This window comes from Candidatus Spechtbacteria bacterium (assembly GCA_016188605.1).
Classification (GTDB): Bacteria; Patescibacteriota; Minisyncoccia; order Spechtbacterales; family JACPHP01; genus JACPHP01.
In genome coordinates this window covers 38,286-64,865 of the sequence record JACPHP010000012.1, presented here as the reverse complement: position 1 = coordinate 64,865, position 26,580 = coordinate 38,286, and the positions used below count along the sequence as shown (strand labels likewise).

The window sequence follows — 26,580 nt, the reverse complement described above, 5'->3', positions numbered from 1 at the left end:
TTTAGGCTTAAAACTATCTTTTCTGACAAGGTACAAGCACGTCTTTTTATTAATCAACGAGTCCAGCTATTCCTACGCTGCAAGGCATTGAATATCATGACTGCTCTTGGTATGCCGGACTCCTATGTTGTTGAGTAAATCTTGAATACACTAGGTGAAAACTATCGTGTTCGGGATTTACTCAACAACGCCATTAGAAATTAAAAATTAGAAATTTGTGTTTTAACTTAATCCACATTTTTTATTGAATAGCGAAGTGGTATAATAATTGTAATGAATCCCGAGCATCCAAAGGGCGATGTTGATGCATCCGATATTTTCTCTTTCTCGCAAAAAAGAGATTCTTTGCGTTGGCGTTCCCAGATATATCGCAAGAAAGTTGACGTGCGAGAGATAGCGGAAAAGATTGCTTTTGAAGAGAGGGTTCTTGAGCGCGCGAAAGTTGAAAAAGCGCGGGCATATTACGCGTCACACGTCGCTTCTTTTGTCGCAAAGAAGAAATCGCAAATCGTAAAACAGGAGACGGGGCAAGCGATTACCCCCGCTATTAGGTTGGCGCCCAAAAAACTCTTGCAGACTAAAGCTGGGGCGTCGCCAGTTGAAGCGCGGTCAACGCTAGTAGGTATGGTACAGCCCAAGATATGTACTACAGAAGAATTAAAAGAGCCTTCGCGTCTAGAGGTTTTGCAGGCAATGCAGGATCTTGACAGTAATGATGCCAAATTGCGTGAAGTATGGAGTATTGCAAAAAGAGAAGAATCGCGGTATGGGTCGCAACAAACATTCAACGCGAGGCAAACTCCGACGAATTTTAATAGAATTGAAAGGACAAATAGCGCGCCCGAAGAATCTTTTTTTAGGCCAGAAAAGAGTTTGTCCATTGTTGGCGCTAGGCAAGATATTGAACTGTCGAACGCAAAGCAAGAAGCGCTTGCGTATTTCTCTCATAATTTTATCGCGCCCGAAAATATTTCAGAAAACGTAGAATATCATCGCGCTTCTTTTTATAACAAAGCCACCGCGCGAAAACAAAAGCGTCATTTTCCTTCATCGGGATTCATTGTTTCTAGTGTTGTGATGATGTGCCTAGTGCTTACGGGAGGCGCGTGGGCAAACGGTATGAACGTGAAAGATGACATATTGGCTGACGCTACGGAAGCATACACAACTCTTAACGACGCGCAAGAAGCAGCAAAGGGTTTTCGTTTTAATGAAGCCGCGGTAAGTTTTAGCAAAGCATACGAGCAGTTTGTCCAAGCCGAACAAAGCATTAACAGTATGGGCAAGGGATTCGTCGCGGTAATTTCAATGCTTCCTTTTGAAAGTAAGCCGCGTTCCGGCGTGTATCTTATTCAAGCTGGCGCAAAACTTTCTCGCGCTGGAGAGAGATTGAGTAGCGTCGCGGGCGTGCTTACCGCTTCCGTAATGCCAATGGATACGGCAAAAGAGGAGTCTGCTGCCCCACTGCTTTCAACCGTTATTCTTAAGGCAAGCGAGTCTGCCTTGTCTGCCCAACAAGATCTCGCGGATGCTAAAACATATATGGACAAAGTTAGCGCCAGCGATTTGCCAGCCGAATATCGCGACCAATTCCTTTTAGCAAAAGAACGTATTGCGACAATGCGGGGTTTATTTACCGCCCTTTCGTCGTACTCTGACGGCGTTTTAACTTTCTTGGGAGACAATAATCCAAAAACGTATCTTGTGATTTTTCAAAACTCGGCGGAGATTCGCGCAACGGGCGGATTCGTCGGAACGTATGGCGTTATGAAACTGTCTAAAGGAGAAATGACCAGCTTATTTGTTGATGGAATTTACAATGCGGACGGCCAACTAACAGTTAAAATAATTCCACCCAAGCCAATTGAGTATGTTTCAACGGCATGGTCTATGCATGATTCAAATTGGTTTTTTGATTTTCCGACATCGGCGGAAAAAATTATGTGGTTTTATGAAAAGACCGGCGGAGAAACTCCAGATGGCGTAATTGCGTTAACACCCGCGGTAGTGGAGCGGCTTTTGCGCATAGTCGGACCAATCAGCTTGCCGCAATACAATCTTACGGTAAGCGCGCAAAATTTTTCTGACATCATTCAGCAACAAGTTGAAGTAAATTATGACAAAAAAGAAAATGCGCCTAAAAAAGTTTTAGCCGACATGACTCCTATTTTAATGGATAAGGTCAACATGGCGTTTGCGGATCGCGCGCCGGAAATTTTAGATGCTTTAGCGCAAAGCCTTCAGCAAAAGGATATAATGATGTATTCGCGCGATAACGAGGTTGAGAAAATTTTTAACGATCAGGGATGGAGCGGCAAGGTTACAGCGCCTCTTGCCGCAAAGCCGAATGAGATACAAGACTTTTTTGCTGTTGTCTATAGTAATATTGGGGGTTACAAAACTGATAAGGTTACAACAACCAAAGAAGAGGTAGCGACAACCGTTCAAGACGACGGCTCTATCAATCGCGTAATTCGCGTGACGCGTTCGCACAATGGAGGCAGCACGCCGTATGATTGGTATAATAAGCCAAATGTTGATTATATGAGGTTTTACGCGCCGCTAGGGTCGCAGCTCGTGCGCGCGCAGGGATTTTCCGAGGCGCCGCAAATTTCACAATTTGATTATCGGGCAAATGATTTTAAGGGCGATGTGCTTGTGGAGTCAACCGGGCTTGGCGCGAGGCGCGATAGCGCGAGCGGCACCGATATTTTTCAGGAAAATAGTATGCAGGTATTTGGTAATTGGATGATAGTGAGGCCAGGAAAAGTACAGACGGTGGAAATAGAATACACGATTCCACGAAAAATGACGGATCGGACATCATACTTTTTGAGCAAATTTGCGCAAGCGGGCATTTTTCCTTCCGTTGATCTCAAGTTTGATGTTGGCGCATGGGGTAATTTTGTATGGTGTTCAGAAGAGGGAGCAACCAGCGCGACATTGAACGTTTTTCGGGATTCGTTGTATGGTGATAGGCACATTGGGTGCGTAATTGAGAAGAAGTAGGGGCTTAGAGCTTGGGATTTTGGCGTATTTCGTCAAATCTAGATTCATTTCATTTTTATTTTTGTCATCTCGAGCGCGGCGCGAGAGATCTCTCGTCATTGCTATGACTTCGAGATGACAAGCTATTTTTGTTTAATTTGAATAAATAAACGAGCAAGTCCTGTTCAGGTCAACTTAGCTTAAGTGAAATATAACAGATGCGCTGGCGTGCCTATCATGCCAGCGCATCGCCACGTAATGCCATCTATAATAACCAATCACAGAGCCATAATTCAATCTGCCGCGATGCTTCTCGTCATCGCTTCTTTTACGAGCCGTGTTTTGGGGCTAGTGCGTGATCGCGTACTGGTGTCTTTGTTTGGGGCTGGAGATACTCTGGATGTTTATTTTACAGCGTTTCGCATTCCTGATTTTATTTATAATATTTTAATCGCGGGCGCTGTTGCCGCGGCTTTTATTCCGGTATTTATTGAAGCGCGACATAGAGAAGAAGAATATTCATGGAAACTTGCGGCAAATTTTTTTAACATCATGGCGGCACTGCTTTCCTTGTTTGCTATCTTAAGCATTATCATAATGCCGTGGTTAATGTCGCTTATAGCGCCTGGATTTATAGGAGAAAAAAGAGAAATCGCTATTTTGCTTTCGCGCATCATGGCAATAAGCCCGTTGCTTCTTGGCATGAGCGCCATGCTTTCAGGCGTGAACCAAGCGTTTAATCGTTTTGTGCCGTACGCGTTTGCGCCGATTTTTTATAACATTGGAATTATTTTTGGCGCCTTTATGTTTGTGCCGATACTTGGCATTGCCGGACTTGCATGGGGAGTGGTACTGGGCGCTACGGCTCATTTTGCGATACAAATTCCTTCAGCGCGGCTAGTTGGTTTTCGCTGGCAAGGAGTATTTACTCCGCGTGGATTTGATTTTATCAGAATAGCCAAGCTGATTATTCCGCGTTCAATTGGCCTCGCCGCCTCGCAAGTCAATGTGCTTGTAACGACCGCAATCGCTTCTTTGCTCGGCGCTGGTAGCGTGGCAATTTTTACTTTGGCTGACAATTTACAATATATGGTCATCGGTATTATTGGCATCTCGTATGCCACCGCAACTTTTCCGGCATTCTCGCACGCGGCTTCAGGAAAGAATAAAAAATTGTTTTTGGATACCTTCGCTTTCTCGGTTAGGCATGTTTTGTTTTGGGCGCTTCCCGCCAGCGTGCTGCTTTTTGTTTTACGGGCGCAAGTCGTGCGAGTGGCGCTTGGAGCCGGCGCGTTTGGTTGGACGGAAACAAGGCTTACCGCCGCGGTGCTCGGCATTTTTTGTATTGGTATTTTTGCTCATAGTTTAAACCCAGTTATAGCGCGCGCGTTTTACGCGGTGCAAAATACTATAACGCCAGTAGCAATAAACATCGGCGGTATTTTAATAAACATAGGGCTTAGCGTATTTTTTGTATTCGTGTCGTTGCAAGATGGCATGGCGCCACAACTCGGCGTATTATTTAGAGTTAGTGATCTTGCAAATATTCCCTTGTTGGGATTGCCACTTGCTTTTGCTATTGCGGGAATTATTACGCTTATTTTTTTGTTTGGCGCTTTTTTTGCGAGATACGAGGGCGAGTATAAACGAGAAATAATTTTAGCGTTTATAAGAATTGTGTTTGTTTCTATAATTGCGGGACTTGTCGCGTATTTTGTTTTGCGAGTGATGCTTCTCGCGCCATTTATATCGCTAACCACATTTTGGGGAGTGTTTACGCAGGGGTTGGGAGCGGGGATTGCGGGCATACTTGTTTACTTGGGAGGACTTTTTTTGCTTCGCGCGCCGGAATGGACATTTGTCGAGGATTACAAAAATAAACTTTTTAGTGCGTTAAATTTGACAAAAAATCAGTAATCTGTTATACTTTTATGCACTGATAGGAGAGGTTTAGTGATGAAGGAGGGTGTAATGCGTCGATTTACAGTTATTTTCATGGCCGTTTTGGCCATGATTGCAAGCGGTGGGTCCGTCGCTCTGGCGGCGGGTCCTGAAGAGATCGTTGTGGTCCCCGGCATGACGTGCTGGGGGTTGGCGGAGGAGTACACCGGGGATGGTACCCGGTGGCCCGAGCTATACGCGACTAATGCCGCGAGCATTGAGACCGCGGCCAATGGTCGCGGTCTGGCCTCCAGTGACAATTGTCACTGGATCTTCCCGCCGACGATGGTTCTCCGTTTGCCGGCGAGCTGGGTGTCAGCTGATGTTGTGGCGGATACCCCCGTTGCTCCGACGGCTTCGGAGCAAGGTGTAGCGGGCGTAAGCGATGCGCCTGAACCTCGTGGGGTCTTGTATGACCCGCCGGGAGGGGTATGGCGCTTTCCGAACCCATCACCGGTGGTGGCCACTGCCGCCGCTGATGTTGTGGCGGAGGACCAGCCCGTTACTCCGGCTTTGGTCGCTGCGGCGGGGGGCTTTTCCCTCTGGGATGCGGGTTGGTTTGTGGGGGTGGCGATTCTCCTGTTGGAGATTATCGCCATCCTTCTACTTCTTTTAGTCATCATGGTCATCGTCCTGGCCATGATTGACGTGTGCCGGAATTGCCGGCAGCGGCAGGACGACGAAGTAGTGTTCCCCGCCGAGACACCGCGTCGTGTCCGACCTGCCTACAGGGAGAGTGAATTCCCCGTGGCAGTTGAGTCGCCGGTTGTGGCGGTAGCGCTAGAGGAGGTAGCGCAAACCGCGCCTTCGGCCGAGTCGGCCAGGGGCGGAGGCGGCGATGATGCCCCTTCATTGGTCACGGAAGGTGGCAGCAGCGACGACCACGCGCCGCCTCCGCCGATCGCTGAGGTAGAACCGCTTACAGCCACTACCGTGATCACGGTCACGGTAGTGGCGCCCGTGACAGTCACGGTCACCAAGGTGACTATCACGTTGGAGGTTGAGTTTGGTGAGGAGGAAGAGGCAGGCGAAAACGCCTGCCGAGGTTAAGCTCCGCAGTTGCGGGGCAAGAGCGAAGGGCAGACATAAACGTCTGCCCTTTTCTATTGTCTGAAATTCCCGTAGCATACACTTATTGACGCGTCATTCGTTTATTCGTAATCGATTCGCTATTCGTTGATGTATATGCAGGAACATATTAGAAACTTCGTAATTATAGCTCACGTGGATCACGGTAAATCGACTTTAGCCGACCGGCTTTTGGAGCTGACTGGAACCGTGGAGAAAAGAAAGATGCACGAGCAGTATTTAGACACCATGGAGCTTGAGCAGGAGCGCGGGATTACCATAAAAATGCAGCCTGTTAGAATGCGATATCGACCGGTTTCATCAACGAATAGCGAATCGATTACGAATAAACGAATGACAGACAGTTTAGAATTCGTAAATTCGTTAAAGGATTCGTTATTCGTTGATGAGTACGAACTCAACCTGATTGATACGCCAGGGCATGTGGACTTCTCTTATGAAGTTTCGCGCGCGCTTGCCGCGGTGGAAGGCGCGATTTTGCTTGTCGATGCCACTAAGGGTGTGCAAGCTCAAACGCTAGCAAATCTTCGCGTGGCAATCGCGCAGGGGCTAACAATAATTCCCGCCATAAACAAAATTGACTTGCCTCATTCACGCCCCGATGATGTAGAACGTGAAATCCTTGACGTGTTTGAAACATTTAATTTACTACCCGATCGCATTTTTCGTATTTCTGCTAAAACCGGCGAGGGGGTTGAGGAGTTGCTAAATGAAGTCGTGCGTTCGGTGCCGGCACCGGGTGGTGATGCTGGGGCACCTTTGCGCGCGTTGGTGTTTGATTCTATGTACGACTCATACAAAGGGGTAGTGGCGCACGTGCGCGTGGTAGACGGCGTCGTTCATTCACGCGAGCGAATGCATCTTATGGTTTCTCGTCAGGAGAGCGAGATTAAAGAAGTCGGCACGTTTTCACCAGCTCCCATACCGTCTGTGGAACTTCGCGCCGGAGAAATTGGCTACATTGCTACCGGCCTCAAAGAGATTTCGCTCGCAAAAATCGGTGATACTATTACGCATGAACGGGAAGACTTGCGTGCTTACGAACCTTTGCCGGGATACAAAGATCCGATGCCAGCGGTTTTTTCCAGCATTTTTCCGGGCGAGGAAAGCGCGTTTGATGAAATGAAAGAAGCGCTGGAGCAGTTAAAGCTCAACGATGCCGCGCTCTACTACGAACAGGAGTATTCAGAGGCGCTTGGCCGTGGATGGAAGTGCGGATTTTTGGGAATGCTGCATATGGAGATTGTGCTTGAGCGTTTGCGCCGCGAGTACAATCTAGAAATAGTTGTAACCACACCTTCTGTCATTTATCAAATAAAAAAGAAAAATGGCGAGATAATTACTATCTACACACCTGCCAAATTTCCCGATCCCACGGAGATTGTAGAGACACTGGAGCCGTGGGTGCGCATGGAAGTTATGACTCCGCCGGAATATTTAAGCGGCGTGATGCAACTTTTGCAAACTATTAGAGGAGATTACAAAGATACGCAGACTCTCGGCGGCCAAACACTTCGTATCACTTACGAGGCTCCGCTCGCGGAAATTATTACTGACTTTTATGACAAATTAAAGAGTATCAGCTCTGGGTACGCGTCGTTATCGTACGATGTTATTGGCGACCAGCCCGGAGATGTTGTGAAGCTAGATGTAATGCTCGCGGGAGATAAAGTTGAGGCGTTTTCGCGTATTATTCCTCGCCTTCGCGCTGAAAGAGATGGGCGAAAACTTGTGGAGAAAATTAAAGAGGTTATTCATCCAGAAAATTTTGCAGTCGCGATTCAAGCGACTATTGGCGGAAAGGTGATTGCGAGAGAGACTAAGTCAGCGATGAGTAAGGACGTAACTGGCTATTTGTACGGCGGTGATTACACGCGCAAGAAAAAGCTACTTGAAAAACAAAAAAGAGGAAAGAAGCGCATGAAGGCGATGGGGCATGTAAATATTGATGCCGAGACTTTTATGAAGGTGTTTAAGTCTGGCTAGAAACTAAATAACCTCGCATATGCGAGGTTATTTAGTTAAGGATGATTGATTTTTAGTGTGTTTTCGCTACTATTAGAATAGCGGTATCAAAAGATATCCAACCATGCTAAAGGTGACAAGGATTACTATAGAAATCCACACCACCCTGGCTATAGTACGGAATTTGTGGCCAGTGACGTTCATACTTATAGACTTTAGCACATTTTTATATTCGTGTCATCAAATTTTTCAGTATATACTCATATCACTATCAAAAACTTTTATTCTCGTCATTTTTTAGTATGATGACTAAAACTACAATCTCTCGCGCACTGCTCACCGCTTTGCTTTTGGTTATGGCTTGGTTTGCAGGAGCTTTTGGCAAAGAGTTATATCAACGATATCAGTTGCAACAGGATATTAATAAAGCGCGTGAGGAAGTATCTAATTTGCAAAAAGACAATGACAATCTTGCCGCGATGATTCAATCATTTAATCAGAGTGATGTTTTGGAGCTCGAAGTACGCAGAAGGTTGAATGTGCAAAAGCCCGGCGAGCAGGTGGTGATTGTGGTGCCAGGAGGAGAGAATAATATAAGCGAGCAGAAAGACAATACTGCGCAACAGCAGATGCAGAAGCCAGCTGCCGCGGCTGATGATTACATGCAAGATGAGACGACGGAAGATGCCTTAAAGCGCCGAGCGGGCGAGTGGTGGAAGTTTGTTTTTCAGTGAAAGGTGAGTAGAATTTGCCATTGACATGCCCCATGTCCGCTATACAATACGATTAATGAGTAATCCTTCGCGTATTTCATCTGCAAGTATAAAACAGGAAGTAAAGCTTCTCAAGTCTTTTATTATAGGTATTGCTGGAAAAGACAAAGAGGGGGATTACCGTCCTGAATTCGTGCAACGTATTCTGAGGGCATCGCGAGAAAAACCTAAACATACCTTTAGTGACGCAAAAGAATTTCTTGAGAAACTCGATACTTTCGTATGATTCGCATTGTCTGCGCAAGTCATTTTCTTGTTTCGGCGAAAAAATTGCCCAAGCCTCAACAGAAAAACTTGCGCAACTATTGGAAATATTTGTAGAGAATCCTTTTCATACAAAGCTCCACTCAAAACATCTCACAGGCAAACTCTCGGGATTATACTCTTTTAGAATTACTCGAGATTGGCGAGTAATTTTTCAATTTATTTCTACCAAAGAAATTCAATTAATTGAAGTGGCGCATAGAAGAGAGATTTATCGATAAAAAATAGGCGGGATTAGTATAGTGGTAGTATGCGAGCGTAGTATAGTGGTAGTACGTGACCTTCCCAAGGTCGAGGCGGGAGTTCGATTCTCCTCGCTCGCTCCAAGTCTACTCAACATCAATGTACCGTCAAATGCCTTATATTACTCGCCTTCGGCTCGAACAAAAAATTGTTGGCATTTGACCACCCAGGACGTTTTTTACGTCCGATAAAAGCCAAAAGCATTTGGCTTTTATCCCCAAGGTTGACACGCGGGTTCGATTCCCGTACCTCGCTCTAAGTTTGTTCAACGCCAAGGTACCGTCATGGCAACACCAACTTAATTTCTCCGTCCCCCAAAGGGGGACTCCGAGCAAAAAATTGAGGTTGCCATGACTACCCGGGCTCCTTTTGGAGCCGACACTTTCGCTATACGCAAAAGTGTCCCCAAGGTCGAAGCGCCAGTTCGATTCTGGTATCCCGCTCAAGGTATAGCGGTGTGGACAGCAACAATACAGTTCTCGGCAGAGCCTCGACAAAAAATTGATGCTGCCACACCGCCCCAGGGCGCTTTTGCGCCCGACAAAGCCAAAATAATTTGGCTTTGTCCCCAAGGTCGAGGCGGGAGTTCGATTCTCCTCGCTCGCTCCAAGTTATGGCATTTGGTAGAACCATATTCCGCCCGGCTGTTGGCCAGTACCACGAAACTTTTCTTTAAGAAAAGTTTTTGCCTTATCATTTGGTTCAAGCGGAATGACGATGCTTCCTTTTTGTGGAATAAAATTTTCAAGTTCTTTTTCGGTGGCGTAGATTGTATTTTGCGGATGCACGGATTTTGTATTCTGTATAAATAGAGTTGTTTGCGATGACATGGGAATTGTATTATCTTTGTTTGTCGGTGCGGCAAGATATTTTTCAATCGGCACAAGCACGCCATCGCTATTTACAAACACAACTTTGGGCGTATCGTCCGGAAGCGCGTTAAGGAAATATCCGATTTGGGTATAGTATTGCGAGAATGCGCCAGGAACATTAGGATTATTTCCCCACACATTGAAATATTGGTTATAGGCAGTAAGTGGAAGAGCTACAAGAAGGGCGATAGCAAGAGCAAATCCTCCAGAGCGAATCCAAGAAATATTTTGGCGGAGTAGATAGCCAAGAAAATGCGCAAAGCCGATAGCAGCAATCAGGTATGTAACAGGGATTACGCCGATTGAGCGAAGGGCATGAGGAATACCCTCAATGGTAAGTATCGCGGGCAGAAGAAGCGCGTCAAACCACATTCCAATCGCTAACATTCCAATCGCTTTTTCCCATTGTCTTGTTCTTAAACCATGAAAAGCGTCGTGTATTACAACATATGTTCCAAGAAGGAATAGAAGCGCGATGGGAAACAAGAGCTGGGCTTGGCCAGAAATGTTATGCCGCCAATTTCCATCGCCTTGATAGAAAAACATTTGTAGATGCGCGCCTAGACTTTTCAGAAATGCAAGAATAGGTTGAGGTTCACTAAATACTGAAATTCCAGCTGAACGAGAAGCAAAGCTGCCTGAGTTTGTGATGAAGTAGATTGCGAGAGGCAGAAATACTATGATGCCACTTAATGCAAACGCGGCAATCATTTTTATCCAACGTTTGATATTTTTATTGTCGCGATTTTGCGCTAGCGAAACCAGCAACGTTGAGCCAATAAGAAATGCGGGAATGATAGGCGCTACTCGAAATGCAATATATGTATACATGCCAAGCGCCCAAAGCGCGCCGGCAACAATTGTGTCAAAGAGAGATCCGCGGCGCAGCATGCGCAATGTGTAATATGTCGCAAGCGAGAGAAGGAAAGGAACAAAGATTGCGCGAAAAGAAATACGGCTAAAATTAATATGCCAGAAACTTGTGGCAATAAAAAGCGAAGCAACAAGAGAGATTGCCTCTTGGTACCACATCGGTTTTTCGCTTTTGATAAATCTTTGCAATTCTTTTGCTAGAAGATATACTGTCCAAATTGTTAGCATGCCGATAGCCGCACTAATTAATTTGAGAGAAAAAATACTGACTCCAAATATTCGGAAAACAATTGTCAGCAGGTCGATGTACAACCCCTCGCGGCCGTTGTTTGCCGGATAGAAAACTGAATATTGGCCGGTGGCCATGGCGTGAAGCGCGTCTATGCCGTTGCGCGCTTCATCGGGGTAAATTCCCGGCGGAAGAGTTGATAGATTAAAAAAGCGCAAGAATGCGCCAATTAGAATAATCGTTAGTAGAGCTAACCCGACCCAATGGCCAATAACGAATTTTTTCATATAGTAAATTATACCACACCGACACGCGCCCATCTATAAACATTCCGTAATTATAATGGATATTATATAATGGCTTTGTTGGATATAGTTTGGTGAATGATAGTTTTACCAATATCACGTGGGCTTCGCGTCCATATTATCCAACCAAAGGGGGCATCTCAACTCAGAATTTCATATTTTAAATTTATTCAACCAAATCATATATAATCGAATTAAGGTAAAATTAAAGTCGAGACTAATGATACATTAATAATTAACAAAAAATCTATGATTGCATTTCCAAAAATAACTAGCCCCGCTCTTACTATAGCGATAGTAGTGCTGGTCGGGTTAATAGGTTTTAGTTTGTTTCAAATATTTAAAAATGTTCCCTTATTTGGACCCATTACTTCATCGGTAACGAAGGAAGAAAAACGAATAGGCCTGTTGTATCAAAGGCAGCAAATTGAGGCGGTTGAAGGTGTAAAGGAAGGGTTTAAGGAAATGGGGTATACCAACGTTACGTTTGAAGAAGCGCGAATTGTTCCAGGGCCAGATATGTTGGTTGAAGCCGAAGAAGCGACTAAACGGTTTGTAGAGCAGGGGGTGGATTTGATTTTCACCGGGCTGGAACTCCAGGCTATCAGCGCGGTGAAGGCTACAAAAGAGATAAATAGCGATATACCAATTGTATTTTTAGTAAATTTTCATGATCCTGTAAAATATGGACTTGCAGAATCTTTTAAATCCTCGGAAAATAATGCGACCGGTGTTGTCCTTAATTTGGTTGAGGTTATACAAAAACAACTGGAATTTCTTAAAAAAATTAATCCCGACATCAAAAAAATTGGCACTTTTGGTGAAGGATTTATAGTTCCTCCCGTAGGAGAAGAGTTTTACGCAGAATTAAAAGCCCAGGCGCCAAGGTTAGGCTTTGAGATTGTAGAGTATAAAACAACGGTTTCTCCGCCGGAAGCCGAAAAAGCTTGGTATGAGATTGCTGGACAAATTAAATCGGGCGATATTGATGCTGTATATCATATTGCCGGACATCATTTTGAAGCTCAAGAAGAAGCAGAGTCAAAATTAGCCGGTCGATTAGGAATTCCAATGGTAGCGCCTCTTGAGGACTTGCCTAATGGCGGACATTTTGGCTACAGCGGCGATTTTACCGAGGCTGGGAAGCAAGCCGTGGTAATGATGGATAAAATCTTTCACGGAATTAAGCCTTCGGATATTCCCCTTGAATTTACAAGTAAAAATGTTTTGATGATTTATTTGGACAGGGCTCAGAAAGATGGAATTAAATTTCCAGATTCAATGCTTTCTATTTCTATTATAAAATAGACAAGTAAAGGGTATAAAATTTTGGGGATTGCCCCTCGGGGATCGCCCCTTTGGGCGATCCCCGAGGTCGGTTACGCTCCACTGTCGCAGTGCCATTTTTTATCTGCCCTAGTTTGGAAGAACCAATATATTTATTTTCTCCCCTCTTGTTGGATAATAAAATTTTCATGGCTGCTCCTAAGATAAAATTACGCACAAAATTAATCGTGGTTCTGATAGGCTTTGCTTCAATACCTTTTGTTTTGACTATGCTCCAGACTATTCTGAAATTCCAAAACATTCAGAAAGAAAATGCCATTTCCCAAGAACGGCGCATCGCCTCTTTTGTAACCAAAGAAATTACTGAATTTGTTAGCCTGCAATTTTCTGCATTAGATAATTTTGATAATGTTGATTCGTTTTTACCAAAAAATTTTGAACTCAGGCAAAATTTTCTTGAGAGATTATTGTTTTCGCATGATAATTTTTCCGAAATTACCATAGTGGATGCGAATGGCCAAGAGACTAATCGAGTCAATAGACTGATTGTCATTACCCCAAGAGACTTGGCGCAATATCTAGACGAAGAAAAATTTTTAGCAGCGAAAGAAAGCAGCCATTTTATTAGTCAGCTATTCTGGGAAAAGAACAGGCTGTTTTTTACTATTGGTCGGGGACTATTTGATGTTCATAATGTATTTCAAGGAGCTGTTTTGGTTAAAGTTGATGCAAGGGTCATGCAGGAAGTGGTCAATCAACTTTCTATAGTCGAAGAAGGGGGCAGGGCTTATATTGTTGATCGAAGCGGAGTCGTTGTTGCTCATCCTGATATTTCACAAGTTCTTCTACAAAAAGACTTTTCTTCCATTCCTTTAGTATCTTCTTTAATTAAGCAAAAAAATGACATTTCTCCAGTTGCTATTTATCGCAACGAACTAAATCAGGAGGTTGTGGGCGCTGGCGCGCCGATACAAATTTCATTTTATGGTCACGCATCGCCAGAGATTATTGATGCTAACTGGTTTGTCATTGCTGAAATTCCGACCTTTATCGCTCTAGCGGCGATACGAGAGATTACCCTGTTTGTTTTTCTTGTCCTGGCAGCAATACTTTTTTTTGCTGTTATTGCCGCATTTATTTTAGCCAGGCAGATCGTTCAGCCCATTGAGGGATTACATCTGGTTTCTAGTGAATTTGGAAAAGGGAATTTGGATTATAAGATTCCCATTCATACCGACGATGAAATAGAAGATCTGGCTTTTGCTTTCTACAACATGTCCGCAAATTTAAAAAAATCTTTTGCGACCATAACTAGAAGCAATGAAATTATTGCTGTTGAAAAACAGAAGATGACTTATATGTTGAATAGTCTCTACGACGGGCTGATTGCGTATGATCTTGAAGGCACGATTATTGCTTTCAATCATCGCGCGGAAGAACTACTATGGGTGTCGAAAAATGATATCGTGGGTAAAAAAGCGAAAGATCTTGAAGTTAAAAGAAACAATCTCTTTGAGAATATTCAGTTAATAGAGAATGTAAACCTTGAAGATTTTGAGAAACGAGAGCTAGCTGTTGCCACGCCTCAAGAACGAGTTTTTGAGATTATCCTAGTTCCGCTAGTTGGCGAAGGTAAAGAACGAGTGGGCGCTATGCGAGTTATACATGACCTGACGAGAGAAAAAGAAATTGAACACTTAAAGAGTAACTTTGTAGCTACTGCCAGCCATCAATTACGCACGCCTCTCTCCGGCATTAAATGGATGCTAGAAATGTTTATTGCAGGTGACTTTGGACGGTTAAACAAATCGCAAAGTTCTCGTCTTCAGATGGGTCGAAAAACAATAAATCGTTTAATTGGTATAATCAATGATCTCTTGGATGCATCCAGGATTGAGGAGGGCAAGATAGTATATGAATTAAAATCTTTTGACGTCACGACTTTGATTAAAGAAATTATGCAGGAGACGGAGATTGATGTTCAGCTGGGCAAGAGAAAATTGATACTTGATATTCCTAAACAATTACCGCTTACTATAAAATCTGATTATAAAAAAATGAAAATGGTACTGCGTAATATTATTGATAACGCAATTAAATACACTGGAGATGACGGACAAATTAGAATTGCCGTTATCGAAGGCAAAAAAAGTCTTCTCATTTCCGTTACTGATGATGGTATAGGTATTCCTAAGAGAGACCAAAAATATATCTTTACTAAATTTTTCCGAGCCAGCAATGCTGTGCGATTTCAGACCGAAGGATCTGGTCTTGGTCTTTTTATTGCTCAAAAAATAACAACTATGCTCAATGGAAAGATTATTGTCGAATCCGAAGAGGGCAGAGGCAGTACATTTACAGTACAGCTGCCTCTTGCTTTACAATGAGTTTGTGGCGGGTATACTAAAGCAGTTGGAGGCAGGCACATTCGTTCGTCTCGTTAGAGCCGGAGTAGCTCCCTCCTACACTCTTCGCTATAAGCTCAGAGCTTCGGAAGGGCAAGCAGTTTATATTCCTAATTGCTAGTTCTTCCGTAGCCCCGATGTTAATCGGAGCGAAGGAGAGCCGGAGTAGCTCAGTTGGCAGAGCAACACACTCGTAACGTGTAGGTCGGGAGTTCGATTCTCCCCTCCGGCTCTAATGGGATAAATGCAGGTACGGAATTCGACCGCGCCCATCCGAAGTCCTTGCTTTGCTCTCCCGTAGCTTTACGCGAAGGAGAGACGAAGGGGGATCTTCGGTCCTGGCTCATTAGGCGTAAGCGTGATATAATATAGTGACATGACAATTCAGGCAATCCAAGAAAAATTGCAAGCATTGCAGGCTAGGGTCCTCACTGTTGAGGGCCGTCTTTGACTTACCCGAAAAGCAATTCAAAATCAGTGAGCTGGAAAAAGAAACCGCAAAGAAAGATTTTTGGGATAATCCCTCAAAAGCCGCTGCTATATCGCAAGAGCTGAGTGATCTTAAAGAAGAGCAGAAATTTTGGGACGGCATTCAGAGCGATATTGCGTATATGAAGGAAATCGCGTCGCTCTCTGATGTGGGTGACGCAATGCTTGTGGAGCTTGAAAATAAGATAGTAGAATTTGAGAAAAAACTTGCTGTTCTAGAATTGAAGCTGTTTCTTTCCGGGTCGTACGATAAAAATGATTGCTATGTGACTATTTGGTCGGGTGCTGGCGGCGTGGACGCGCAAGATTGGGCGAGCATGCTGCTGCGAATGTATACTCGCTACTGCGAGCGCCAAGGGTTCTTAATAAAAATACTGGATGAGCATCGCGGCGAAGAAGCGGGAATTAAGCGAGTAACTTTTCAGGTGGACGGCAAATACGCTTACGGTTATTTGCAGAATGAAGCGGGCGTGCATCGTCTCGTGCGTATTTCGCCGTTTTCCGCGCAGAAACTGCGACATACTTCATTTGCAATGGTGGAGGTGATGCCACGTGTTGCGGAGGTATCGAAGGAAATTGAGGTTAAACCTCAAGATGTTGAAATGGAGGCTTATCGTTCATCCGGTCCGGGTGGGCAGAATGTAAATAAGGTTTCTACAGCCGTGCGGCTCAAGCATATTCCAAGCGGTATTACAGTGGCGGTGCAAAGTGAGCGTAGCCAAGCAGATAATCGTAACAAGGCGTTGGAGATTCTGAAAGAAAAATTGTATTTGCAAAAAGTAATGGAACAGCAGAAGGAGATGAAAGAATTACGAGGAGAATTAAAAGAAGCGGAGTGGGGAAGCCAGATTCGTTCGTATGTTCTTCACCCATATCAAATGGTGAAAGACCATCGCTCCGGACTTGAAACTACGCGAATACAAGACGTGCTAGATGGTAATCTTCAGGAATTTATTGAAGCAGGACTACGCACTAAGAAAGTTGTGGTATAATGAAGTTAATGATTCTTAAATCTCAAAAATCAAATCTAAAATCGCAAAATTGAAACTCAAATCTCAAAACTACGGACAAAGATTTTAGATTTGAGATGTAGATTTAAGATTTGCCATTTAAGATTTGAGATTAAGTAGCAATTCTCATGGTTCTATTTCAAGAAGTCAGTAAAATTTATCCCAACGAAGACCCTGCTTTGGACAATGTCACGCTTCGCATAGAAGACCGCGAATTTGTTTCATTGGTTGGACGTTCGGGTGCGGGTAAATCCACCCTACTCCGCATACTGCTACGCGAAGAACACCCCACCAATGGGCGAGTTTTTTTTAAGGGTGTTGATGTTTTTTCGTTGCGCGGACGCGAGGTTCCCGGGTATCGCAGGCGTATAGGAGTAGTGTTCCAAGAGTTTAAATTACTGCCAAGTAAAACCGTGTTTGAAAACATTGCATTTGCGATGGAAGCGGCGGGGAAGAGTGATGCCGAAATTTTTGAAGACGTGCCGCAGGCGCTGGCGTTAGTTGATTTGCAGGGAAAGGAAAATCGTTTTCCTCAGGAGCTTTCCGGAGGCGAAAAGCAACGCGTGTCATTGGCTCGCGCGCTCGTGCAACGTCCGGAAATTATTTTAGCAGATGAGCCGACGGGAAATCTTGACCCCATTCATACTTGGGAAATTATTAAATTATTGGTAAAAATTAACGAGCTTGGAACATCGGTTATTCTGGCAACTCATGACAAGGAAATTGTTGACGCGCTTGGACGGCGGGTGGTTACGTTGGAGAATGGAAGAATAACAAGGGATGTTAAGAAGGGGAAATATAAGATATAAATTTCAAAAATCAAATCTAAAATCGCAAAACTGAAACTCAAATCTCAAAATTACTAGCGAAGATTTTATATTTAAGATTTTGATTTGAGATTTGCGATTTGACATTTGAGATAATTATAACAGGAATCCAGTAAACTTGCTGTATTCAGCAAGTTTACTGGATGATTGATTTTGCGAACGCGCTGCGGCGCGTGGCAAAATCTAATCACATGCATACTTTCACTAGAATATTAAAATACGGTTGGCTAAATTTTTGGCGTAACATCTGGGTATCAAGTGCCACTATCGGTATAATGATTTTGGCACTTTCCATGATTGCTATTATAGTGATCGGCCGTTCTATGACGGAAACATTTATTTCCTCTCTCCAGCAGAAAGTTGACGTGAGTGTGTATTTTGTGCCGGACGCTAAGGAAGGCGATATATTACAGGCAAAAAGCGTGCTAGAGGCTCGCCCGGAGGTTAGGGACGTGCAGTATATTTCGCGCGATCAGGCCATTGATACTTTTAAAGAAAAACATAAAGATAATGCCGTGCTCATGGATTCGCTAAATGAGCTTGGTTCAAATCCTTTGCAGGCAACATTGAACATCAAGGCGTCCCAAGCGACTCAGTTTGAATCTATTGCTACGTTTTTAGAGGGTTCTGGTTATCGTCAATATATTGATAAAATTAACTATCGTGAAAATCAAAAGGTGATTGATAAAATTATTTCCATCAGTTCCAGCATTGAGCGTGTTGGTATTTTTATGAGCATAGTGCTAGGAACATTTGTGGTGCTGGTAACATTTAACACCATACGCCTGGCTATTTATTCCGCGCGAGAGGAGATTGGTATCATGCGTTTAGTAGGAGCGGGTAACTGGTATATTCGCGGCCCATTCATTGTTTCAGGCGCGCTCTACGGGCTTTTTGCGGGCATTATAACATTGTTATTATCTTTGCTGATGACATGGCTGTTGACCCCCAATTTTTCCGCAGTCTTTTCCGAAATTGATTTATTTGCTTATTATCGCGCTAACTTTTTTTCGCTTTTATTTGTACTGCCTTTTATTGGTATGAGCCTTGGTATCATTAGCAGTTTTATTGCGACAAGAAGGTATTTGCATGTGTAAATAAGTACAAGCAAAGTCGCTGGACGAATGACTTAAATTGTTATATAAAAAATGAAAGCCTGTATGCAGGCTTTCATTTTTGCTTTGCGGGATCGTCTAACGGTAGGACATCGCCCCCTGGAGGCGAGTATCTTGGTTCGAATCCAGGTCCCGCAGCCAGTCATATGCTAAGTCAGGTGACCGAGGCGCATAATATATAACTTGTAGTTTAAATTATGAACATGGAATTTATAATACCTACAATAATTGCACTTATTTCATTGATCTTCACTGGCTATCAGCATTATCAAGAAAATAGATTGAGAGGAAAGATTAAATCATGGCTAGAGATGAGTCGGGGACTTCATGCGGCTTCGCGAAACAAGGGAGTTGAGGAAGTTTCCAACTTTGCAAATTCTTTAGTTAAGGATATTGAAGATGAATACAGTGATTATCCTTCGTGGAAAAGATTCATCTTTTTTATCCTACTTATAGCGATAGGAGCTATAATTGGATTAATTGTTTCTAAATAGATATGATCTCTGTAATAATAAACTTGATTTTTCCTGGATCTGGATTGTTTTGGCACAATCAAAAATTACAAGGGATGAGTTACCTTGTTGGATTCGGACTTCTTAATGTATTTCGAACGGATATTGGTGCAATATGGGCCATATACGTTTTTATTATGGCGCAAGTTCATTTTTACAAGGTTAAAAATGCCCAGTATCAAGAATTTGCCAAGAAAGACAAAGCATTGATATGGTTAATAACTTGCTTAGTTATAATTGCGTACTATTTTATGTATGGCTTGAATTGGACAAACAATGGTTCTATAAAATATCCGGTTGCATTATTTTCTATAGCAATACTTTCATTATTGTTGCCAGCGTTGAATTTAACTCTTTGGTTAAAAAAGAGTCGTATTGAACCGCCGCCCGAAGTGGGTCAGGAAAATACCAAAAAATTGTCTAATTAAAGTTTTATAGCAAGAGAGAAATGAATTATAAAACAAAAGAAATATTGATACTATTATATTGGACTAGTGGGCTTTGGCTTCCGCTTTTAGCAGCAACACTTAACATACTTGATTTTGACGAATATAGATATTTTTGGATTGCTTGGGGTATTAGCTTTCCTGTCGTTTTTGCTTACGGCCTAGGACAATCAAGACGAGATTAAAACAAATTAGACAGAGGCCTTTAATTTGACCGAGACGCATAACTAAAATTCTTGAAAAGATAATTGTGGCAAACCTTGATATCTGGAAAATTCTTGGAACCATAACAGTTGTTTTGGTAGTAGTTTTCTGGCGAAAAAAGAATGCAGTTTGGGGCGGTTTAACCATTGGCGCTATCGTAGGGCTCATACTCGCCACCTTCTTTGTTTTCCGGGGAGGTGGATTTAACTGGTATACTATTGGGAAAGGAGCAATATCAGGAGCAATATTGGGCTTTGGAGCAGAATTGTTGGGGACGGCCTCCGACTTCATTAAAAAGAGAAGTTAACAAAATCAGTATTATTTATAGAGTTTCGAGTATAATGACCCTGACCGAGACGGGTAGATAAGACATCCCTAAAAAGCCCCAGAATCCCTCTCAAAGCCCAGGTTCTAGACCGAGCTAGCCAGCTCAAAGAAGAATTTCTTTGTTCTAAATACGTAGGGTTTTATGGTATCTTGGTTCCTCGCCCAAGGCGAGTCCGCTTAAACGTAGAAATACATTTTGTTGTATTTCTTGCTCTGGCGGAGAATCCAGGTCCCGCAGCCAATTTTGCTCTTATTTAATATACGGGTAATAACCCAACGTGTTAAGTAGGACACGTTGGGTTATTACCCGTATTATATAAAGGCAAAATCGCGCAGCGCAGCAGCGCTGCGTTAACAACTTTACCCTTGATTCTATTTGCGTTAAGCGAAATCGCGCAACCCCACCGTGGCGGGGTTGCGCTACCTTGTATAAAAGCAAAATCATCCAGCCGCACACGTTTGTGTGGCTGGGCTACCTTATACCAATTTGTATAAAGGCAAAATCGCGTAGCCCCGCAGGCTGCGTTACCTTATATAAAGTCAAAATAAATATTTAATATGTCGCATCGCCTAATTATCGCCTCTGACCTCGATGGCACAATTGCCGACCATACTCGCACTAAAATTGATCTGGCGAGGCAGCTCGGACACTCTTTAACGGAGGGCGAGGCAGTATCTGATATAATGAAATTAAAGATACCTGAGAATGATTATACAAAGATTGGTGCTATGGTTTATGGCGAAGATTCTTTACGCGCTTCAGTAATGCCCAGCGCCAAAGAGACGATTGAAAAATTAGCGGCGGCTTTTGGTCCTATATACATTATCTCGCGCCGCGGTAACGGCGTTGAGGCGGAATATGGCATGAAGTGGATTGAGCAAAATATCATTCCTCCCCTAAGTAAAGAAAATATCTTTTTTGTGCGAGATGATGCAGAGAAGCAATTAGTCGCGCAACGTCTAGGCGTATCCGTCTATATCGATGATAGGCAGAATGTGCTCGACCAGATGCCAAATGTGGCGCGCCGCATTCTTTTTGATCCCCATGACAATTTTCCACACAGTAAATACCCCCGCATCCATTCTTGGGAAGAACTGCCGTTTTATATCAGTACAATAAAATCACTATAATTTTTGTAATAGAAAAGACCGCTAAGCAAGCGGTCTTTGATTTTTTATCTACCCCATTCTCGAGGCGGAGGAGCATCTCCGGTTTGCCGCAGAACCGTAAGCGGAGCCATGTAGGAATGCGCATCCTCTCGGCGATAAAACTTTTTGGTTTCCGGTTTAGTGCTGTACACCCGTACTTGCGACCAGTCATTGGGGTAAGCATAAGGCGGATATGCTTTTAACGCGCCACTAACCACAATACATCTAAGAGATAGTCCCTCTTCTCTGGCGATCCACGCGCGATGAATGCCATCTATTAGCACCGGGATTTGAAGCAGAACTGTCGCGGGCGGACGTCTGTCTCCCGGGCGAGAGACTATCCGAACAGTTTCCTCGTAGATTTCAACAAATGGCGGCGCCATCCCAACTAGCAGGCCGTCATCGGTTTTAATATGGAGAACCGATGATAACCGCAGTATATCGATTTGATATCTATCAAGAAATTCTGCCCTCAACCTTTTTAGTGATTCGATATGATCTTCCAGCAGATATAGAGATGTTAGATTAAGCTCGTTAGGCATGAAATCAGCAAGGCGCATTTCAGCATCTCGATAGGCCAATATTTTTTCTTCTCCGGATTCTTCCATTGGCGCCTGACGAAAACGAGATAAAGCATTTTCAAGGAGTTCGATTTTTTCTATTGTAGCCAATTTAGCCAACCTCCTCTAGAATTTGTGAAAGATCAATTAACCTATTAATTAAGTTTTTCAGATAACGACTTTTTCGTCAATGGACTTCGCCTTGCGTTTTTACTTGCCATATATTATAGTAGTATTTATTATTTGCGTGGAATTATTAACAAATTGCTAGGGTTTTTATGGCACGGTATCATGAATGAATAAATCAATATCGTACAGTAGGGGTATTTGCGCAGAAGGAGGGCTATGGAATGGAAATGCAGACCAAGCGCTATCATTGGATCTTTGACGCTTTGGGCGTGCCGGAGAAAATCACTTGGGACAAAGACCGCGTTGAGCAGGCATTGAGAGATATAGCGGCTATGTGCGAGATGACTATAATGACAGGTCCTCATAGTTTTGAAGGGGTCCCGTCTAACCCCGGACTGACGTCTCTTTGCGGAGTGGATTTTTCCCACATCACCATCCACACGTTTTCGTTTCCTTACGGTACGGGAGAGGTGTGCGTGGATGTATTTTCCTGCAAGCCGTATGATCCGGTAGAAATTCATCAATATCTTCTCAAGACCTTTCAAGTAGAGGCAAATCAAGCTGATTATTATGAAGTGATGCCTCCTCCAAATAGAGGAACTTGAAGCAAAGCCCTAATGGGTTAAAGTCGTCGTGCGCTTAAGCACGGCGACTTTTTGAATAACTGCTTACGCCAAGTCGCTTTTTGGGGTATTTTTGCTATACTAATTATATGAATTCAAGAATTTTCGTATTTTTGTTTATATTGGGCATAATGGCTATGGGTACGTTTGGTTTTGGCTTGATGGGGCATGTAGCGCGGCACATGTGTCCTGTTTTTGAGTTGATGGGATATGAGTGCCCGCGGCAAAATGCGGAAGCTGGCGGCTCTGGCGTTCATCATTTATCTACATTTCAGACGCTTTCTAGAGCGACGACAGAATCAAGCGCTTCGATGCTCTTTGCATTATTGATAGCGATAGCGCTATTGAACACCGCTGCTGTTGTGGCAGTTGCGCGTGGGTTTGGTAGTTTTTATTTACACGGTTATAGGGAGACGCTTCGAGAGCGTGAAGAATCGGTATTCATATCTCGCCAACAATTTTCTCGTTGGTTTGCGCTGCATACAAATCGCGATTCATACGCTTTTTAGGGCGCGCTTAACCTGTTAGAAATCTATGTATTAGCGGTGAAGACTTTGTAGTATAACTATTAATTTTTCATCACGTAATAGTTTTAGGCAGTGTATTTCTAACGGGGTGAAAATTATTTTTTGAGTTGCGCGCCCGTTTATTAAGATAAACGGTTTTTTTTCCCGCCAAAGGCGGGCAGGCGCCTTTGGCGGGGATCAGCCTTAGCGTTTAGCGTAAAATTACATTTTGTTGTAATTTTTGTTAAACGTAGAAATACATTCTCTTGCGTAAAGCAACGTGGTTGCCACCGTAGAGGTGCGTGGCACCCACGGTGCTTTACGCACGCAACTCTACGTTGTATTTCTTGCTCTGGCCGAGATTTATTAAATTTCATTATGACCAATCAAATAAAAACAATAGCATTATATGGAGTTGGGGCCGTGTTGTTTCTGGGAGTAATTGTATATCTTGGAACAGCTGGTCAGAAAAATTCTGGCGTAAGCGCTGGCGCAAGCGAATTTTCCGCAAGCGCATTACATGTTGTAGGCGATACTAATTTTGATTTTGGCACTATCTCGATGGCAAACGGAAGGGTGAATCACGAGTTTAATGTTGTAAATGACGGCAATGAGCCGGTGCATATTTATAAAGTATACACAACATGCATGTGCACAACGGCAACAATAATCGATGAAGCAGGAAATGAACTTGGCAAGTTTGGCATGCCTGGACATGGCGGCGCATCTTCAGCCGCTGATATTACAGTTGCTCCAGGCAAAAAGGTTAAGGTAACCGCAATATTTGATCCAGCGGCGCATGGCCCATCTGGCGTTGGCCTGGCGCAAAGATCAGTATATCTTGAGACTAATTCGCAGAAGTTCCCAAAGGTTGTGTTTGATTTCCAGGCTATGGTAACGCAGTAATTAATTGATATTAATTAAATTTTATGGACATTATCTTTAGCGCTTCAATTCTCGCCGCTTTTCTCGCTGGCATGGTGGCTTTATTCGCGCCTTGCTGTATAACAGTGCTTTTGCCTGCCTATCTTGCCTCAGCCCTTCAGGAGAGAAAAAATATCATCAAGATGACGGTTGTGTTTTTCTTTGGAGTGGCGGCTGTGCTTATTCCAATCGGCCTTGGCGCGGCAGGGCTCGCTCAGGTCTTTCAGAATTTTCATCGCGAGTTGTATATAGTTGGTGGTGCATTCATGCTTATTCTTGGGGTGATGGCCGTGCTGGGCAAAGGATTCTCTTTGTGGAAGATGTCAAAAATCGCGCCCGCGGTGGACGCTTCGAGTGTAAAATCAGTTTTTGTTCTGGGGCTATTTTCTGGAGCGGCGACCTCTTGCTGCGCGCCGGTGCTTGTAGGAGCAGTAACACTAGCTGTTATATCAGGAGCTTTTTGGAAAGCGCTCATTGTGGTATTTGCGTATACATTCGGCATGACATTCCCGCTGTTCGTTGCGGCGTACTTCTACGATCATTTCAAGCTTGAAAAATCCGCGATAATTCGCGGCAGGATATGGGATATCACGATTCTAGGCAAAACGTATTACGTACACTCTACGAATCTTTTTGCAGGCATGGTATTCTTAATAATGGGCGTAGTTCTACTTGCTATCGCGTTCACTGGAAATTTTTTCTGGGCGCCTGAATATCAAGTAAAAATTGGCGAGCAGCTGAACATGTGGTCGCAGCAATTATTTAGCTTTCTTTCCCGCGTTCCCGACGCATTTTGGGGTTTTATTATTATAGGTTTATTCTTATTTATGCTCTGGAAGGCGTTCAGCAGAAAGGAGCAGTAATATTTATGGAGGAATTCAAAAAAGAAGATGGTAGTGGAATAGCAAGCGAGATAGCGCAACTCTCGGGACGTACCATGTTTATTGGCTGGGCGGTGTTTATAGTCGCATCATTTATTGTTTTTGTTGGCTTGCAGATCTTTACGGTGCATATTCAAATGACGCCAAAATTCGCGCTTTCTTTTTCACGCAACAATTTGGCTAAGGTTGCCGCGAATTCTGACGTAAAGACTACCTCGCAGATTGACCCAGCATATGCCGCGCTTCAGGATGTTGTTTTGCCAGAAGATGGTGTGAATCTGGAAGTAAAATGGAATGACATTGGCAAACAAATGACAGATTCTGGCGTAATTGATGGTCCTAGGATGGAAGAAATGTACGCCAAGAGAGGTCAAGCGCTGTCTGATGAAGATAAAAATCTTCTCTATGGCACGGCCAATGGCAGTCTGACCATGAATGCCAAGAACTCAAATTATCTGCTTAATCTTTTTTGGGCGTTAGGACTTGGTAATAAAAATGATATTTTGGATTCAGGGCCAATGAAGGACGAGAAATATGGTGGAGCTGATCGCTTTGCTTCAACCGGTGGATGGACCCTGGCTAAAGGCGATGCCATGAATCATTACAGTCACTATTCGTTTATAACGCTAACAACCGATCAACAGCAGATGGTTGAGCGTGTGGCAAAAGGTATCTACCGTCCATGTTGCAATAACCCCGTGTATTTTCCTGATTGCAATCACGGAATGGCAATGCTTGGGCTCTTGGAATTAATGGCTTCGCAAGGCGCTTCAGAAGATCGGATGTATAAAATAGCTTTGCAGGCAAACTCATATTGGTTTCCTGATACGTATCTAACTATTGCTCAATATTTTTCAAAGCGTGGCGTGGAATGGAAAGATGTTGATGCTAAAGAAGTGTTAGGGGCTGCTTATTCAAGCGCAAGCGGGTCGCAAAAAATTTATCAAGAAGTTGCGCCGCCAACAAATACCGGTGGTGGAGGGTCATGTGGAGCGTAGCATTTAGTACAACAGAGAGGCGCGGCTATTTAGCCGCGCCTCTCTGTTGTATATTGTATGAAAATGAATATGCGTCAGCAATAAGCTGACGCATTAAGCTTAAGAGGTTTTCGAATTGGCATACCAGACAGCCATAACGATGAAAACGACTACGACAATAATCATCCAGAGTTCCATGGTAACCTCCCCCTTTTTGTCCCTCTCACACCCCGAGAGGATAACACTATTATTTTAGCAACTACGTCTTTGTTGTACATAGTGATATTGCGCAAGTTATGCGCAGGGTGTTAATCTGTATGCAGATCCTTCTAAAAAGAGGTGCAGATGCGGCTAGTAATTGTTGAAAGTCCATACGCGGGTGATATAGAGAGAAATACAAGATACGCGCGAGCATGTCTTCATGATTGTTTGATGCGTGGAGAGGCGCCATTTGCTAGCCATCTTTTGTATACACAACCGGGAGTGCTTGATGATAAAATCACCGACGAGCGGGAGATTGGTATTGAAGCGGGGCTTGCGTGGGGAAGCTTGGCGGAAGCAACAGTAGTGTACACCGATTATGGAATTTCTGAGGGTATGAAAAAGGGAATTGACCAAGCGCTAGCAGAAGGAAGACCTGTGGAGTATAGGAACCTATTTTAAGATT

At 43.7% G+C, this 26,580-nt stretch carries 23 protein-coding genes and 3 tRNA genes; 24 read left to right on the top strand and 2 right to left on the bottom strand.

Going from position 1 to position 26,580, the window contains the following annotated elements; all coding sequences use genetic code 11:
• Nucleotides 1–273 precede the first annotated feature (273 nt).
• The 7 genes from HYV65_02565 (at nt 274) to HYV65_02535 (ending at nt 9,346) form a co-directional block, all read left to right on the top strand.
• A complete protein-coding gene (locus HYV65_02565; protein ID MBI2463092.1) occupies nt 274–3,009 on the top strand; it encodes a DUF4012 domain-containing protein in 2,736 nt (911 codons plus the stop codon).
• A 216-nt stretch (nt 3,010–3,225) separates the two neighbouring features.
• Nucleotides 3,226–4,905 (top strand): murein biosynthesis integral membrane protein MurJ, encoded by a 1,680-nt coding sequence (murJ, locus tag HYV65_02560; GenBank protein ID MBI2463091.1) that lies wholly within the window; start codon nt 3,226–3,228, stop codon nt 4,903–4,905.
• A gap of 39 nt (nt 4,906–4,944) precedes the next feature.
• The gene (locus HYV65_02555; GenBank protein MBI2463090.1) at nt 4,945–5,979 is read left to right on the top strand and encodes a hypothetical protein; all 1,035 of its coding nucleotides are present in this window, start codon (nt 4,945–4,947) and stop codon (nt 5,977–5,979) included.
• 129 nt (nt 5,980–6,108) lie between these two features.
• A complete protein-coding gene (lepA, locus tag HYV65_02550; protein MBI2463089.1) occupies nt 6,109–8,004 on the top strand; it encodes an elongation factor 4 in 1,896 nt (631 codons plus the stop codon).
• 281 nt (nt 8,005–8,285) lie between these two features.
• Nucleotides 8,286–8,717: a septum formation initiator family protein gene (locus tag HYV65_02545; protein ID MBI2463088.1), complete on the top strand. Its 432-nt coding sequence runs from the start codon at nt 8,286–8,288 to the stop codon at nt 8,715–8,717.
• A gap of 239 nt (nt 8,718–8,956) precedes the next feature.
• Nucleotides 8,957–9,241, top strand: a complete 285-nt coding sequence (locus tag HYV65_02540) for a type II toxin-antitoxin system mRNA interferase toxin, RelE/StbE family (GenBank protein ID MBI2463087.1) — start codon at nt 8,957–8,959, stop codon at nt 9,239–9,241.
• Between the two features lie 31 nt (nt 9,242–9,272).
• Nucleotides 9,273–9,346 (top strand) — tRNA-Gly (locus HYV65_02535).
• A gap of 528 nt (nt 9,347–9,874) precedes the next feature.
• Here HYV65_02535 and HYV65_02530 read toward each other — a convergent pair.
• On the bottom strand, nt 9,875–11,524 hold the full coding sequence (locus HYV65_02530; protein ID MBI2463086.1) for a glycosyltransferase family 39 protein: 1,650 nt from the start codon (nt 11,522–11,524) through the stop codon (nt 9,875–9,877).
• Between the two features lie 267 nt (nt 11,525–11,791).
• On the opposite strand from HYV65_02530, the gene HYV65_02525 reads away from it, so the two are divergent.
• The 11 genes from HYV65_02525 (at nt 11,792) to HYV65_02475 (ending at nt 21,295) form a co-directional block, all read left to right on the top strand.
• A complete protein-coding gene (locus tag HYV65_02525; protein ID MBI2463085.1) occupies nt 11,792–12,850 on the top strand; it encodes a hypothetical protein in 1,059 nt (352 codons plus the stop codon).
• A 248-nt stretch (nt 12,851–13,098) separates the two neighbouring features.
• Nucleotides 13,099–15,216 carry a HAMP domain-containing protein gene (locus HYV65_02520; GenBank protein ID MBI2463084.1) on the top strand — a complete coding sequence of 706 codons (2,118 nt, stop codon included), beginning with the start codon at nt 13,099–13,101 and terminating at the stop codon, nt 15,214–15,216.
• A gap of 177 nt (nt 15,217–15,393) precedes the next feature.
• Nucleotides 15,394–15,466: transfer RNA gene (locus HYV65_02515), tRNA-Thr, on the top strand.
• Between the two features lie 202 nt (nt 15,467–15,668).
• Nucleotides 15,669–16,715: a peptide chain release factor 2 gene (prfB, locus tag HYV65_02510; protein ID MBI2463083.1), complete on the top strand. Its 1,047-nt coding sequence runs from the start codon at nt 15,669–15,671 to the stop codon at nt 16,713–16,715.
• 146 nt (nt 16,716–16,861) lie between these two features.
• Nucleotides 16,862–17,542 carry an ATP-binding cassette domain-containing protein gene (locus tag HYV65_02505; GenBank protein ID MBI2463082.1) on the top strand — a complete coding sequence of 227 codons (681 nt, stop codon included), beginning with the start codon at nt 16,862–16,864 and terminating at the stop codon, nt 17,540–17,542.
• 209 nt (nt 17,543–17,751) lie between these two features.
• Complete coding sequence (locus HYV65_02500) at nt 17,752–18,657, top strand: ABC transporter permease (GenBank protein ID MBI2463081.1); 906 nt, start codon at nt 17,752–17,754, stop codon at nt 18,655–18,657.
• Between the two features lie 85 nt (nt 18,658–18,742).
• Nucleotides 18,743–18,816 (top strand) — tRNA-Gln (locus HYV65_02495).
• A gap of 56 nt (nt 18,817–18,872) precedes the next feature.
• The gene (locus tag HYV65_02490; protein MBI2463080.1) at nt 18,873–19,169 is read left to right on the top strand and encodes a hypothetical protein; all 297 of its coding nucleotides are present in this window, start codon (nt 18,873–18,875) and stop codon (nt 19,167–19,169) included.
• A gap of 2 nt (nt 19,170–19,171) precedes the next feature.
• Nucleotides 19,172–19,615, top strand: a complete 444-nt coding sequence (locus HYV65_02485) for a hypothetical protein (protein ID MBI2463079.1) — start codon at nt 19,172–19,174, stop codon at nt 19,613–19,615.
• A gap of 268 nt (nt 19,616–19,883) precedes the next feature.
• Nucleotides 19,884–20,144 (top strand): hypothetical protein, encoded by a 261-nt coding sequence (locus HYV65_02480; protein MBI2463078.1) that lies wholly within the window; start codon nt 19,884–19,886, stop codon nt 20,142–20,144.
• 578 nt (nt 20,145–20,722) lie between these two features.
• Entirely contained in the window at nt 20,723–21,295 is a 573-nt protein-coding gene (locus HYV65_02475; GenBank protein MBI2463077.1) for a hypothetical protein, read from the top strand.
• Nucleotides 21,296–21,339: 44 nt separating this feature from the next.
• Here HYV65_02475 and HYV65_02470 read toward each other — a convergent pair whose 3' ends face one another.
• Entirely contained in the window at nt 21,340–21,984 is a 645-nt protein-coding gene (locus tag HYV65_02470; protein ID MBI2463076.1) for a hypothetical protein, read from the bottom strand.
• Between the two features lie 239 nt (nt 21,985–22,223).
• On the opposite strand from HYV65_02470, the gene HYV65_02465 reads away from it, so the two are divergent.
• The 6 genes from HYV65_02465 to HYV65_02440 all read left to right on the top strand — a co-directional run bounded on the left by HYV65_02465 (nt 22,224) and on the right by HYV65_02440 (nt 26,576).
• On the top strand, nt 22,224–22,607 hold the full coding sequence (locus HYV65_02465; protein MBI2463075.1) for an S-adenosylmethionine decarboxylase: 384 nt from the start codon (nt 22,224–22,226) through the stop codon (nt 22,605–22,607).
• A gap of 107 nt (nt 22,608–22,714) precedes the next feature.
• Nucleotides 22,715–23,134, top strand: a complete 420-nt coding sequence (locus tag HYV65_02460; GenBank protein MBI2463074.1) for a hypothetical protein — start codon at nt 22,715–22,717, stop codon at nt 23,132–23,134.
• A 375-nt stretch (nt 23,135–23,509) separates the two neighbouring features.
• Nucleotides 23,510–24,037 (top strand): DUF1573 domain-containing protein, encoded by a 528-nt coding sequence (locus HYV65_02455; protein ID MBI2463073.1) that lies wholly within the window; start codon nt 23,510–23,512, stop codon nt 24,035–24,037.
• A gap of 23 nt (nt 24,038–24,060) precedes the next feature.
• Entirely contained in the window at nt 24,061–24,918 is an 858-nt protein-coding gene (locus HYV65_02450) for a cytochrome c biogenesis protein CcdA (GenBank protein MBI2463072.1), read from the top strand.
• Nucleotides 24,919–24,923: 5 nt separating this feature from the next.
• Entirely contained in the window at nt 24,924–25,934 is a 1,011-nt protein-coding gene (locus HYV65_02445) for a hypothetical protein (GenBank protein MBI2463071.1), read from the top strand.
• A gap of 324 nt (nt 25,935–26,258) precedes the next feature.
• A complete protein-coding gene (locus HYV65_02440) occupies nt 26,259–26,576 on the top strand; it encodes a hypothetical protein (GenBank protein MBI2463070.1) in 318 nt (105 codons plus the stop codon).
• Nucleotides 26,577–26,580: the final 4 nt, after the last annotated feature.